The sequence below is a fragment of the Brevibacillus laterosporus LMG 15441 genome, from assembly GCF_000219535.2.
Classification (GTDB): Bacteria; Bacillota; Bacilli; order Brevibacillales; family Brevibacillaceae; genus Brevibacillus_B; species Brevibacillus_B halotolerans.
Window position 1 is genome coordinate 4,029,406 of sequence record NZ_CP007806.1, and the last position, 15,075, is coordinate 4,044,480.

Annotated in this window: 6 protein-coding genes; all 6 read right to left on the reverse strand. The window is 44.0% G+C overall.

Annotated features, from left to right (window positions below; translation table 11 throughout):
* Positions 1-120: 120 nt before the first annotated feature.
* The 6 genes from glpK to BRLA_RS17790 all read right to left on the reverse strand — a co-directional run bounded on the left by glpK (position 121) and on the right by BRLA_RS17790 (position 15,012).
* On the reverse strand, positions 121-1,629 hold the full coding sequence (glpK, locus tag BRLA_RS17765) for a glycerol kinase GlpK (RefSeq protein ID WP_003336492.1): 1,509 nt from the start codon (positions 1,627-1,629) through the stop codon (positions 121-123).
* A gap of 56 nt (positions 1,630-1,685) precedes the next feature.
* Positions 1,686-2,396 carry an MIP/aquaporin family protein gene (locus BRLA_RS17770; RefSeq protein WP_003336491.1) on the reverse strand — a complete coding sequence of 237 codons (711 nt, stop codon included), beginning with the start codon at positions 2,394-2,396 and terminating at the stop codon, positions 1,686-1,688.
* Between the two features lie 182 nt (positions 2,397-2,578).
* Positions 2,579-3,139 carry a glycerol-3-phosphate responsive antiterminator gene (locus BRLA_RS17775; RefSeq protein ID WP_003336490.1) on the reverse strand — a complete coding sequence of 187 codons (561 nt, stop codon included), beginning with the start codon at positions 3,137-3,139 and terminating at the stop codon, positions 2,579-2,581.
* Positions 3,140-3,160: 21 nt separating this feature from the next.
* Positions 3,161-3,790, reverse strand: a complete 630-nt coding sequence (locus BRLA_RS17780) for a GNAT family N-acetyltransferase (protein ID WP_003336489.1) — start codon at positions 3,788-3,790, stop codon at positions 3,161-3,163.
* A 2-nt stretch (positions 3,791-3,792) separates the two neighbouring features.
* Positions 3,793-7,071, reverse strand: coding sequence for a non-ribosomal peptide synthetase (locus BRLA_RS17785; protein ID WP_003336488.1), 3,279 nt, complete (start codon positions 7,069-7,071; stop codon positions 3,793-3,795).
* 75 nt (positions 7,072-7,146) lie between these two features.
* Positions 7,147-15,012, reverse strand: coding sequence for an amino acid adenylation domain-containing protein (locus tag BRLA_RS17790; RefSeq protein ID WP_003336487.1), 7,866 nt, complete (start codon positions 15,010-15,012; stop codon positions 7,147-7,149).
* Between the last annotated feature and the right edge of the window lie 63 nt (positions 15,013-15,075).

Below are 15,075 nucleotides of genomic sequence, written 5' to 3' on the forward strand. Positions count from 1 at the left end.
AAAGACCACAACAAGATCCTTTCTTATTTAAAAGGACCTGCTGTGGTCTACTCCAATTCTCCGACCGATATTAACTTGTTCCATTTGTTAATAAAAGTATAGCGTAGATTGCTACCTGCTTCAACCGATAGACGATACTTGGAAGCCCATTGTTGCTTCTACTGCTTTTTTCCATCCACGATATAATTTCCTTCTCTCCTCTTCCCCCATCTGTACCTCAAAGCGCTGATCAATCTGCCAAACAGAGGCAATCTCCTCACGACTTTCCCAGAATCCAACAGCTAGACCAGCTAGATAAGCCGCTCCTAATGCTGTCGTTTCGCTATTAGTAGGTCGCTCTACTGGAACGCCAAGGATATCGCTTTGGAATTGCATCAAGAAATTATTTCTCACGGCCCCACCGTCTACACGCAAGGCTTTTAAAATAATCCCTGAATCCGCCTCCATGGCAGAAAGGACATCTTTTGTTTGATACGCAAGCGATTCAAGAATAGCCCGGATAAAATGCTCCTTTTCTGTCCCGCGCGTCAATCCAAATACAGCTCCTCGCACGTCACTCTTCCAATAGGGTGTACCTAATCCAACAAAGGCTGGAACCATATATACCCCTTCTGTCGATTCTACTCGTTGTGCATATTGCTCACTCTCAGCCGCTGACTTTAACATCCGAAGCCCATCACGTAGCCATTGAATAGCCGAGCCGGCAACAAAAATACTGCCCTCTAGCGCATACTCGACTTTACCATCGATGCCCCATGCGAGGGTCGTTAGTAGTCCACTTTCCGATTTAACTGCCTTGTCTCCTGTGTTCATAAGCATGAAGCAGCCTGTTCCATAGGTGTTTTTTGCCATCCCCATCTCGTAGCATGCCTGCCCAAATAAAGCCGCCTGCTGATCTCCCGCCGCACCAGCAATAGGTACCTGTTCGCCAAAGAAATGATACGACGCTGTAAGCGCATACACTTCTGATGATGGTCGAACCTCAGGTAGCATGCACTTAGGAATATCGAGCATGGCTAATAACTCATCATCCCATTGTTGCTCATAGATATTATATAGAAGTGTTCGGGAAGCGTTCGAATAATCAGTCACATGACTCTCCCCACCTGATAGGCGCCAAATCAGCCATGTATCAATGGTTCCAAACAGCAAGTCACCCTTCTCTGCCTTCTCACGGGCTCCTTCTACATGATCTAAAATCCATTTTAATTTCGTCCCTGAGAAGTAAGCATCGATCACTAAGCCTGTTTTATCCCGTACTAAATCTGAATAGCCCTGGGCCTTTAACTCTTCGCATATCTCGGATGTTTGACGGGATTGCCAAACAATCGCATTATATACTGGCTTGCCTGTATGCTTATCCCAAACAATCGTAGTTTCACGTTGATTCGTGATTCCAATAGCCGCTACTTCCTTCGGGCTAATATTGGAGGTGGATAGAACCTCTGCAATGACAGCTAAAATAGAACCCCATATTTCAAAACCATTATGCTCTACCCACCCTGGCTGTGGAAAATGCTGCGGAAATTCTCGCTGTGCCATGGCAACAATCTGTCCTTGCTTATTAAACAGAATGGCACGTGAGCTAGATGTGCCTTGATCTAATGACAAAATATATTTTTTCTCCATATGAAACTCATCCCTTTTCCCTGTTATTGAAGTTTTTTTCTCTAGTCTAATCTAGTCTAAGCAAGAAATACGATTTTATAGAACAGCGCTGCCAATACTCCTCCTATAATAGGCCCGAAAACCGGAATCCAAGCATAACTCCAGTTGGATGATCCTTTCCCAGCAATCGGTAACAGAAAGTGGGCCAAACGTGGTCCTAAATCTCTTGCCGGGTTAATGGCATACCCTGTCGTGCCACCAAGGGATACCCCGATGCTAATGATTAAAAGTCCTACGACAAACGGATTTAATCCATCTACAAATTTATTCGCTCCAATCGCAAGAATACCAAAAACTAAAATAAAAGTACCTATGATTTCACTTAACAGGTTCCCTAGCGTATTTGGAATGGCCGGATCAGTTGCAAAAACAGCCAGTTTCGCACCCTTGTCCTCCGTTTGCTTCCAGTGAGGCAGATAGTGCAGCCAAACAATCACGGCTCCTAAGAAAGCTCCGATCATTTGTGCCACGATATACAACGGTACGTCCGCCCATGCAAATCTGTCAATGGTGGCCAACGCAATCGTAAGGGCTGGATTCAGATGGGCACCACTTATTCCCCCAACAGCATACGCTCCCATCGTAACTGCCAACCCCCAGCCAATCGTGATGACAATCCATCCTGAATGCTGAGCTTTTGATTTATTAAGGACAACCCCTCCTACGACACCGCCCCCCAAAATAATTAAAAGCATAGTCCCAACTAATTCACCTACAAATGGCGACATTCTCTGTATCCCCCTTTATGCTTGACAGACAACAAAAAAACCCACAGGAAACAATCCCTATTATACGATAGGGAAGCCTCTGTGGGTCTCCGATTCTCCATCACCTGATTAACTTTATAACCCATTTAAGCAAACAAAAGATAATTCTGTCAACAATGAATTGTCAGGTAATCGGAAAAGTTTTATTTATTCTCATAATGGTGCCAAATCTCTTTCCGCGATGTTGTTACCGCAACAGCCCCACCACTAAAGGCACACTCAGCATCCTCCACAGTTCTGATTAACCCACCCGCAAGCACAGGAATTTTCACACGCTCATATACTTCGGCAATAATATGCGGCATAATGCCAGGTAATACCTCGATATAATCAGGCTGTGTCTGTTCCAAAAGACGGTAGCTTGTTTCAAGCGCTGTAGTGTCCAGCAAAAATAATCGTTGGATTGCTAGGACTTTATTTTTCTTGGCGGTTAATACGGCACTCTTGCGCGTGGAAATCACACCGGCTGGTCGAATTTCCTGACATAAAAATTCAGTTGCATATTCATCATTTCGTAAGCCATTGATAAGATCAACATGTACAAGCATTTTTTTATGATGCTTTTTCGACATCTGGACGATATGCTTTAATTGCCCCACATGGCTATCCAACAATACTAAATATTCAAAACGACTTTTAAGCAGTGCCTCGAAGTCCTTCATCTGCCGAACTGCCGGCAACACTTTCTGATGTAAAAAATCCATGTAAACACTTCACATCCTGTATCAAAAACTATCATGCATCATTGTAACAGGATTTTTCGATGATGCAACACTGGATTCACAGCACAACTCTTTCTCATTGCCTTTTACCGATTTCGCGATAAAAATCGTGTCTACATATGTACCATCAGGATATTTGACTTCTGCGATCTTCCTTCCCTCTTCTACAAACCCAAAGCTCTTGAGTAAACGAAGGGATCTTTCATTATGTGCAAATGCTTCACCCGAAAGCTTTTCAATTACAGGATGTGCCTCTGCCCACTCTAGCATGACTTCAAAAAAAAGACCGCCAATTCTTTGCCCCCGCCACTCTTCTTTAATTGTTAAAGCAATCATGCCTACATGCTGTACTCTCTTCGTTTCTCTTGGCGTGACGGTCATAATTCCTATTAAATCCTTCTCACATTCTGCGATAAAGGCCACTTTGTTAGGATCATTCCAGAAGGTATCAATACCAGCGGCGACTTGCTCATCATTTGCGATAAATTCCTCTCCAGAGGTGAGCATAAAGGGATTGTCATGAAAGACTCGCTCGTAATGCTTGCGAATCCTCGAAGCATCCTTTGCTGTCGGTGAACGAAATGAAATAACACGCGATTTGCTTTGTTTCAACACAGGTACGATCTGAGCCATAGCTATCTATCCTTTCTTTTCATCTGGTGTAAAATATGTTGAATCAGTGTAGCGTTCCTTGGTAGAAAATCCCCATTGAACATACTGTAATGCATGCCTGCACCTTGATATTCTCTATATGCCCCTTTTGTAAATTTTCCCCACATTTGCAAATCGGCAGGCTGTGCAATATTGGCCTCATCTGGCTCTGCCTGTACAAAGTGAATGTCCGCATGTACATGACCTACATGAGCCAACTGAAGGAAGTAAGCAACATAAGCCCTCGTTTTTTTGAGAACCCGCTCTTTGACAACCTCATCACCATGACTAAAGTCTAAGATTTCTCTGATATTCTCTAGTTGCAGGAAGCGCTCGATCTCGTCCTCTTGCTCCTCGGGAGTCATTTTCATCTGTTCTGTTTTCATATAGGTGTCAAACATGATGATATCGGATACAGTGTGCCCCTTCTCTTCCATTGCTTTTGCCACTTCGAATGCAAGATTTCCACCGGCTGAATAACCTAGGAAAATGTACGGTCCTTCTGCCTCCGCATCCAAAATCTGTTGGACATATAGCTCGATGCGGTTTTCCTGTTCTATATATTCGAATCCATAAAACGTAGCTTCCTGAGCTAGTAATTCCGCAATTCGTTTATAGATAAAGATGAAGCCATTTATGGGAGGAAAACAAATCACTTTGAGATCACCGGCTCGATTTAATAGCGTCATATGATGGTTACTCTCCTCCATATAGACAGCAAAGGCCCGTTCTGCCATATATTCAATCGTTGGATTTTCATACAGTAATTTTAAGGGAATCTCAACGTTTAATTCCTGCGCCACCTGATTAATCATCTTGAGCATTTTTAGCGAATATCCGCCTAGCTCGAAGAAATTGTCCTTAATTCCGATCGGCTTACTTTCCAGAACATCCTCCCAGATGCTAACCAAGCTAGCTTCAAGAGACGTTCTGGGTGCTACATACTCTTGCTTGGAGCGCAGGCTGTTCTCTGGCTTAGGCAGAGCTTTTCGATCGATTTTCCCATTAGGAGTTAGCGGCATTTTTTCTATCTGTATAAAATACGTAGGAAGCATATAGTCAGGCAAAGAAACAGATAACGCTTTTCGTACATCTATGTCATCTATGTCTTCTGTAGCCACCAAATAGGCGCATAGCTCATTGATTCCATCCTTGTTCTGTCTAGCTACTACTACTGCTTCCTGCACAAAGCCAAGTAACAGCAGTTGCCCTTCAATCTCGCCCAATTCAATGCGATGCCCTCTAATTTTCACCTGATGATCCAGTCGTCCTCTATATTCAAGGGTACCGTCTGCCAGCCATCTGGCCAGGTCGCCTGTCTTATACATGCGTTCCCCCGTTATATAAGGATTTTCGATAAAGCGCTCCTGCGTCAGCTCCCGTCTGTTCAGATATCCTCTGGCAACGCCTGCGCCTGATACATACATTTCGCCTGGTACCCCGATTGGCAGCAGCTTTCTATCCTGATCCAAGACATAGATGGACAGAGTCGGAATCGGTTGGCCTATGTTGCTTGCGTGCTGATGAAAATCCTCCTCGGTCAGCTCACGGAAGGTAGCATGGACTGTGATTTCAGTAATGCCATACATATTGATTAGTTTGGTCTGAGGATATTTTGCTTGCCATGGCTGTAGCTGTCTTGGCGTTAAGGCTTCCCCACCAAAAATGACGTACCTCAGATATAATTTCTGATCAGCGGATTTTAGTTCTTCATTGATGAGCTGATAAAAAGCGGTGGGTGTTTGATTAAGTATCGTTACTTGCTCACGCTGTAATACTTGTAAAAAGACCTTGGTATCTTGAGCCACCAGCTTAGGAACCACTACCAGCTTTGCGCCAAACAGCAGGGCTCCAAAAATTTCCCATACCGAAAAATCAAAGCTAAAGGAGTGAAATAACGTCCAGACATCTTGATGGGTGAAGGAAAATAACGGAGTATCTGGAACGAATAAACGCACGACATGTCTGTGTTCAATCATGACCCCCTTGGGATGACCAGTCGTCCCTGATGTATAGATAATGTACGCTAGGGCTTGTGGGGAAATCTCAACAGACAGGTTTTCACTAGCATACGTTTGCAGGGTTTCATCATAGAAAGGAAGGATTGTTCCCACCGAATAGGTGGAAGCCGTTGCTTCGTGTCTATCGGTAAGCAGAAGCTTCGCCCCGCTATCTTCTAGCATATAAGTAATTCGATCCTGTGGATAAATCGGGTCAATAGGAAGGTAGGCTGCTCCCGCTTTTAAAATGCCAAGTATACCCACAATCATTTCTAGGGAACGTTCAACCATGATCCCAACGATATCGGTAGGCTGAACCTGACGATCTATCAGTGCTCTCGCTACCTGATTAGCACGTTTATTCAATTCCTCGTATGTCATACGCTGTTCATCACATACCAAGGCTTCTCGTGCCGAATGCCTCTTGACCTGCTCCTCGAATAGCTGAACGATTGTTTTGTCCTGCGGAAAACCGGACTGCGTTTGATTAAAACCGAAGACGAGCTGGTGCTTTTCCTGCTCAGACAAGAATTCGATCTCCTGACTGGATTGTATCGGATTAGACAGAGCCTGCTGAAGTAACCGTAGCATATGCTGAATAATTCGCTGAATCGTGCCCTCCAGATAGCATTCTGAATCGTAATGCAGCTCTAATTCCAGACTGTTTCCCCTATCCCGGAATAAAAAGAGCGTGTTAGTCTGTATGGTATCAATCTCTTTCACGTCATGAACGCTATCAAGTAGAACGACCGTCTGCATATTCAACTGAGAAGAATCGTCTATCTCTGGATGTAGCATCCGTACAATTTCTGCAAAAGAAAGATTGGGATGCTGGTCTGCCTCCATGACTGTTTGTTTGATTTTTCCTGCCCATTCAGCAAAGCTGTCCTTCTTCGTCCCAACGGTTCGCAGAGCTAGAAGATGGTTGGCTGTCTCCTCCCTGCTTTTCAGATGAAAAGGTGGCATGCCAACTAGAATATCCTCACTGCCTGTATAATGGCTAAGCAACAGCTTCACACCGCTCACAAGTAAAACATACATTCCAAACGGTGATCCATTGCTGGTCGCTCTCACTTTTTCAGACAGTTCGGTAGGGAAAATCGCTTTATAGACACATCTAGTATTCTCCTTGCCTGTTCTGATCAAATCCTCTAAAAATCCACTCGCGACTACATTTCCTTGTAATTTGTCTAGCCAGTATTGCTGTTCCTCTTGCCATTTTCCAGTCGTCATTGTATCTGATTGACTCAATGTGTCGCGCATCCTTTTTCTCTCCTTATCTGATCGGGTAGGGAGAGAGGTATCCCTCCCTTTTATATCAGAGAAAAATCTTAGCTATTAAAATGTAAACGTAAAGTCCTCCGTTATGGCACTCTCCATTTTTTTCGTGCGAAGGAAGGGAATCTCATGTATGAGCATGTCCTTGTTCGCTGTAACCATCCGAAGAAGCTCCACGTAGTTCTGTCCCATCTGCTCAATGGTGTCTCGTTTAAATAACGCTGTTCGGTACTCGAAGGTAAAATGAAACTCGTCTCCTTGCTCTATCGCCTGTAAAGTAAGGTCGAATTTTGCTGTTTGATGAGTATACGGATAGGGTGTTAGCGTTAGTTCACCTACTTGGTCTGCTTGCCTATCTGTATTTTGAAGGACAAATACTGCATCAAAAAGAGGATTGCGATTAGGAGCTCGCTCAGCCTTTACCTTTTCGATTAGCTCCTCAAATTGATAGTCTTGGTTTTCAAAAGCCGCTAATGAAGTCATTTTGACCTCATCTACATAAGCTGCAAACGATTTACTCCCCGCCGGATGCATTCGTAGTACCAATGTATTAACAAACATTCCAATGATCCGTTGAAGATCGTCATCTCTCCTGCCCGCAATCGGTGATCCTATCAAGATTTCTTGCTGACCACTATATTGGGCGAGTAATAAGCTGTACGTCGAAAGTAGCAGCATAAAGGGTGTTGTTTTTGTTTCCTCTGCTACTTGGTGCACAAGACGAGATGTTTTTTGATCAAGGAGAATCAATACTTGATCACCTTCAAATGTGAGAGCTTCAGGACGCTTGTAATCAAGCGGAAGCTGTAAAACAGGAAGCTCTCCTGCTAGCTGATGGAGCCAATATTCTTCCTGCTTTAAATAGGAGGAGGTTTGTTTCCAAGCCTGTTGCCATACAGCGTAATCCTTATATTGTAGGTGTAGTGCAGGTAGCTCTTCCCCTTGATACAGCCGTACAAATTCAGCCGTAAAGGTAGCCATGGAAACGGCATCTGAAATAATGTGATGAATGTCCACAAGTAAAAGGTGACGATCTGTCGCAAGCAAAATGAGAGCAACTCGAAGTAATGGCGGTGTCTCTAGATCAAACGGCTGAATAAATGCTTGAATCAGTGACTGGATATCCTGCTCTGTCGTGTTGTTATTTCTTAGATCTTCATATTGGATCGTAAAATCCGCCCTATCATGTACCTGTTGCATCGGTGCCCCGTGAACCATTTCAAAGGAGGTTCGCAATGTAACATGCCTTTGAATCAAATGCTGCAAAGCCATTTCCATGCGATCGCGATCGACAGCTCCCTCCAACATCATGACAGCCGGAATATTGTAGCTTAGAGTAGCCTTGTCTAATTGATGAAGCAGGAACAATCTTTTTTGTGCAGAGGAAAGCGGATAATATTCGCTCTTTGGTGCAGGCTGAATCCTCATCTGCACGCTTTTCTCCATTTCAGGAAGAAGTTTTGCCAACGATGCTACTGTGGGATTTTGGAAGACTTTTTCAATTGGCAATAGAACATGCCACTCCTTATGGACCTTTGCGACCAGCATCATTACTTTTAAAGAATGTCCGCCCAATTCAAAAAAATCATCATAGATACTAATCGGACTGATTCCTAGTAGGTCCTGCCATATGATTGCCAATCTAGCTTCCAGCTCATTGCGTGGAGCCACATATTCTTGCCTGAGAAGCTCATTTCTGTCAGGAATGGTTAATGATTTTCGATCAATCTTGCCATTAGGTGTAAGAGGAATTTGATCGATCTGGCACATATGTGTAGGGATCATATATCTTGGTAAAAAAGCCGCTAGCTCCTCTTGTACCCTAGCAAACGACAACGCTTCATCCGAGACGAGATAAGCGCAAAGCTCTTGCTCCCCCTGAGAGTTTGTCCACACAAAAACCACGACTTCTCTGACATATTCAAGCTTCCTGATTTTCGCCTCTATCTCCCCTGTTTCAATACGATATCCGCGTACCTTTACCTGATGGTCCAGACGCCCTAAAAACTCTACATTTCCATCTGGCAGCCATCTAGCTTTATCTCCGGTTTTATACATCATTTCACCAGGCGCATACGGGTTTGGGACAAATTTTTGCAGAGTTAATTCCTGCTGCTTGTAATAGCCACGCGCTACACCAACCCCTCCTATGCACAATTCCCCAGCAATTCCTACGGGCAATAGTTGATTCTGTTGATTGACAATATAGTAGCTGGTATTTTGTAACGGCTTTCCAATGGGGACCTGACTTTTTCCATGTAACCAATCCGCTTCCTCTTCAAAATAGCTGGATTCAATACTTGCCTCTGTTACTCCGTAGGTATTTAGAATACGTATGGTTGATCCAAATTTCTGTAATAAATAAGTGAAATCATTCATCGACACAGTGTCTGCTCCAAGCAGGATTAGCTTCAGATCGGGAAGCTCCAAGCCCTCCTCTGCAACATATCGCATAATGGGTACAAATAGAGCTGGAGTTGTATCAACCAAGCTGATTTGATGCTTGCACATGAATTCATATAAAGCGGGGGGATGAATCCGAATGTCTTCTGGACAAATAATGAGCTGACCGCCTGTAAGAAGCGCCTTTGCCATATCCCCAGCAAATACATCAAAGGAAAAGCTAGCCATTTGCAACAAACGACAAGGAGATTGCTTCAGATCGTATTCCTGCATCCAGGCATAGGCCGCATTTACGTAGCCTCGGTGTTCAATCATTACGCCTTTAGGATTTCCAGTTGAGCCTGAGGTGTAAATCAGGTAGGCCATGTTATCGGGCTTAGTCACAGCGACTACATTAGAGTTATCTGGGTGATAATTCGATTCATCCTCGACATACACGATTTTTTTCGTAAATGCTTCCTTCTCTAGCTGAATATGCGTCTCTGTCGCTCTCGTTGTCAGTAAAATTATGGAATCGCTATCCCTGAGCAGGTAGTAAATTCGCTCGCTAGGATAACTAGGATCAATTGGCACATAAGCTCCACCTGCTTTTAATACCGCAAGCACGCTAACGAACATTTCAAGAGAACGATCCATGAGAATACCCACAATAGCCTCTGCCATCACGCCTTTTTCTCGCAACGTTCTCGCCAATTGATTCGCTTTCTTGTTTAAGTCCCGATAGCTTATTGTTTGATCCTTCCACACGATGGCACATTCATTAGGTGTAGCTACCACCTGCTCCTCGAACAACTGCGTAAATGTTTTATCCTTTGGAAACGTCACTCTTGGATCATTGAAGCGTTCTAGCAGTTCCCGTTTTTCTTTTGGCGAGGTTAATTCTAGCTGATCTATCGGTTTATCTACGTTCTCAACAATCCCCTGCAACAGCGTAAGAAAATGCTCCATCAAACGTTTTACGTACTTTTTGGCATAGCGTTCTCTATTGTAAATAAAGTGGAACTGCAAGCCATCCTCTGGAGTCACCTTTACGGTAAAGTCATAGTGTGTCTGTTCAAAATAAGCATGCAAATCCATTGTGTACCCTAGGGATTGGGTCGTTTGAGCGAGCCCCGCTACATCCAATGGGTAGTTCTGAAAAATAAACAGATGGTCAATTAGCCCTTGCTTAACTGGGCTTTGTGCTTGGATATCTGAGAAGGAACAATATTCATAGGCCTTAGCCTCAACAGCCTGCTCACTGACTATTTTCAACAGCTTCAAAAACGTACTCTGCTCATCCCAGCTTACCCTGATAGGATTGGTGTTGATGAATAAACCAATGATCTGTTCTACACCTTCCACCTCAGACGGTCTTCCGGAAACTGTCCTTCCGAATACAACATCTCGCTTGTCATTATATTTACCTAACAGGATACCCCATGCCGTTTGCAGGATAGCTCCTATCGTAGAGTGATATTCCCGGGCGATACGTTGTAGCTGTGATGTGAGTGTTTTTTCGATGTACATGATCGTCTCAGCTTGCTCGTACCCTATACTCTCCTGTCTGTGATCAATTCTTGGCTCTATATCCTTTTCTTCCTTTTTCCTGCCTCTAACCATCATGTTCGGGAGAGGGGTAGGGTCTTCGAATCCGTGAAGATACTGGCTCCAGAAACGAAGCGATTCCTCCTGATCCTGCTGTTCAATCCATCTCATATAGGTAGAAAACGGTACAGCCTCTTCGAAGTCCACCGGGGCGTTGTGGAGCATAGCACGGTAATGCTCCATCCATTCCTGTAGCATAATCTGCAAGCTCCACCCATCGAGTTGAATATGATGGGTACTCACCAGAATATGATAAGAGTTGGCAGATAACGTAACCACAGCTAAGCGCATCACATCTTGTGTAAGATCAAATCCACGTTCACGATCGGCCATCCGCAGGTTTTGTAAATAGTGACGTTGTTCTGGGTCGTCTAAGTGAGTTACATCTGCCTGCAACACTGGAATATCTCGATTTTTCAGAACACATTGCACAGGAACTTCTCTTTTCGTATCACGATAAATCGTACGAAGAGCATCGTGGCGCTCCACTACACACTGTAGGCTAGTTGCTAGCAAATCAACGTCTACCCGCCCTTTTAGTACCAGCTCCAATTGAATAAAAAAGGAGGAGGGCTGATTCATCGAGCTGTGAGCATACATCCATTCTTGAGATGGTGTTAAGGGATAGGCCTGTTCCATGCTCCCCATTGGAATATCCTCTTCTATTTGTTTTTGCAATAAAGAAAGCTCCTCTACTGGAAACGAGACTAAGGAAGCTGAAGCTTTTGACAGTCGAGGCTCTAGCTTTTGTTCCAATAAGGAAATTTCTCGTGCCGCATCCGATAGAATAGGGAATTGAAACAGGCGCTTCATTTCTAAGGACATGCCCTTGGCACGAAGACGAGACATCACTTGTATGGCCTTAATAGAGTCTCCGCCCAGATAGAAAAAATGATCCCTCGCTCCTACTCTCTCCACTCGTAGCACATCTTCCCATATCGTTGCCAATAGCCTTTCTCTTTCATTTTTTGGCTCAATATAAACCTCATCTGTGCCAAGTGTGTCTGTACCTCGCTTAGGTAATGGAAGACTTTTGCGATCAACCTTGCCATTTGGTGTTAACGGTATCTTCTGAAGAGGGATGAAATAAGCAGGGATCATATAAGTCGGTAATACATTTGCTAATTCCTCTCTCAACGCCCCAATCCGATACTCTCGCTCCGCCACAATATACGCACACAGCTCTTGCACTCCCGACTCATTCTCAACCGCGACCACAACTGCTTCTTTTAAGCCGTCGATTTTGACTAGCTGCGCTTCTATTTCCTCTGGCTCGATACGATATCCCCGGATTTTCACCTGATGATCAATGCGACCTAGATACTCCAATTGTCCATTGGGCATCCACCTAGCATAATCTCCTGTCTTATACATCAGTTCACCTTTATTTGTAAAGGGATTCGCGACAAAACGACTTGCCGTCATCTCTGGTAGATTGAGATACCCCCTTGCCAAACCTACACCAGACACACATAGTTCGCCTGTCACTCCCACCGGCTGTTGCTCACCATACAGTCCAACGATATAAATTTGAACATTATCGACAGGCCGACCTATCGGGACAAATGGCATGCTAGCTGTATCACAGTCATAGTAGGTTACTTGAATGGTTGTCTCTGTAGGACCATATAAATTATGGAGGGAAATGCCATACGGTTGCAGAATGTCATGGAATTTGGCAACATGCTGGGCCTTGAGCGCTTCCCCGCTAGCAAATATCCGTCGGAGATTTTTGACCTGCTCTACTATCCCTGTCTCCGTAAGATAGGTAAGGAAAATATGAAGCATAGAGGGGACAAAATGTATGATTGTTATGTGATGCTCTTGGATGGTCTGAATAATCATCGCTGGGTCTTTTTCTGCTCCAGGCTGTAACAAACAGACCTTGGCCCCTACAAAAGACCAGCCAAATAATTCATAAACGGAGACATCAAATGTGTACGGTGTTTTTTGTAAAATCGTATCTTGCTCCGTAAGCGGATACCTTCTTTGCGACCAATCATTGCGACTGACAACAGATCGGTGTTCGATCATGACCCCTTTTGGGTTTCCCGTCGAGCCAGATGTGTAGATGATATACGCAAGATGATCTGCTTTTGCCAGTGGTTCTAGATTTGCCCCATCCTCATCCGCATAAAGCTCGGATTGTATGACAAGCTCCTCCCCCTCAAATGGGAAATGCCCAGCAAAAGAAGGATGCACAAGCAATAAAGACGCCCCACTATCCTGTAGCATATACTGAATTCGTTCTGCCGGAAATTCAGGATCGATGGGTAAATAGGCCCCGCCTGCTTTCATAATGGAAAAAATACCGATTAGCATTTCTGGGGATCGTTCCGTAATGATGGCAACAGCCTGATCGGGTCTTACTCCTTTTTTTCTTAGTCTTCTTGCCAGAAGGTTTGCCTGCTCATTTACTTCACGATAAGTGAGGTGCTTCTTCTCAAAAATCACTGCTATATGCTCAGGGGTCCTTTCAACCTGCTCCTCAAACAATTGATGCACCGTTTTGTCCAAGGGAAACGTATTTGTCGTATCATGAAAGGATAGGAGTAGTTGTCTTTCCTGCTCAGATAGAAGCTGTAGTTCACCGATTTTTTTGCTAGGCTCCTTTACACCATCCTGTAACAGAAGCAAAAGCTGCTCTGCCACCCTCATTATTTCTGACTTATCAAACATTTCAATTTGATAATCCAAGGTAAGCATGATCTGTCCACTGTCCAGATTCTCTTTTACGTGTACATACAACGGGTAGCCAGCATGACCATTAAAGAGCCATTCCATGCTATATGTAAGCTGTCCCCTTTCTCCCCATTTCATCGGCTGATACTCCAGTACAATCGTAAAAAGCTCATCCATTCCACGATGCTTCGTCCGTAATTCCTGCATGAGTAAATTATAAGGATACTTCTGATGGCGTAGGATAGAGACCTGTTTCTGAGTAATATGGCGGACATAGGCGGCAAAATCTAGCTGAGCATTCACCTGTGTGCGAAACGGCTGAGTGCTTACGAGCATGCCAAACATGTTAGCATCCGTGCGGTTCGTCCGATTACCATAAAGCGTACCAAGCGTACTATCATCTGACAGGGTTACTTTCTGAATATAAATGGAAAGGGCAGCTAGGAATAAGGCATTCACGCTGACCTGATATTTTTTACAAAAGGAATGAACCGATGCTTGAAGCTCCTCTGGAATAGAAACAGATTCTCTCTTTGCCAAGGTACTCGACTGATAGCTAGGCACTTGTTTGATTCCATTTACGTCCGGGAGACTGGAGAAAGCCTCCTGCCAAAAGCTCTTATCCTTCTGGAAGCGAACAGATGACTCATATTCCCTTTCACTGTCCAAATAAGAGAGATAGGAGGGTTGTCCTTTCAGCTTGATTGTCTTTCCTGCAAGCAAGTGAACATAGTTATCCATAAACTGATTGCAAAACATATCAATCGACACACCATCTGCAATCAAATGATGGAATCGGCAATACACCCACATTTGCTCATCATCAATCAAATGAATGGAAATATCGTACAAGTCAGAGTGGAACAACTCCATAGGGGTCTTTGCCTGATTTTCGGCCCATTCTACTACTTTATTGATCATTGACTTTGCTTCACACTCTTGTATGATCGATACATCGTCCGCAAGCTTAGGATGCGCTACCCTTTTGCTGTGATCCCTGACAGGAAACTGCCGCTCCTGATAATCTACTAGATATTGCCGTGGTTCTGCTTGTCCTTCATCTGTTAAACGAATTCGAAGGGCATCATGGGCATAAATAGCTGCGTTTATCGCCTGACATAGCTTTGAATAATCAGAAGACTGCCCTGTGATTTTTATAAAACCTGCCATGATGTTAACCGCCGTGTCAGGATGCATCATTTCCGTATACCAAATTCTCTTTTGGGGATTCGATAGCGCATAGGTTTTTTGCATCAGGTTTCTCCCTTTTTTTGGTTTATTCACAAACAAACATTTATTCCCAGTAGAATTATAACA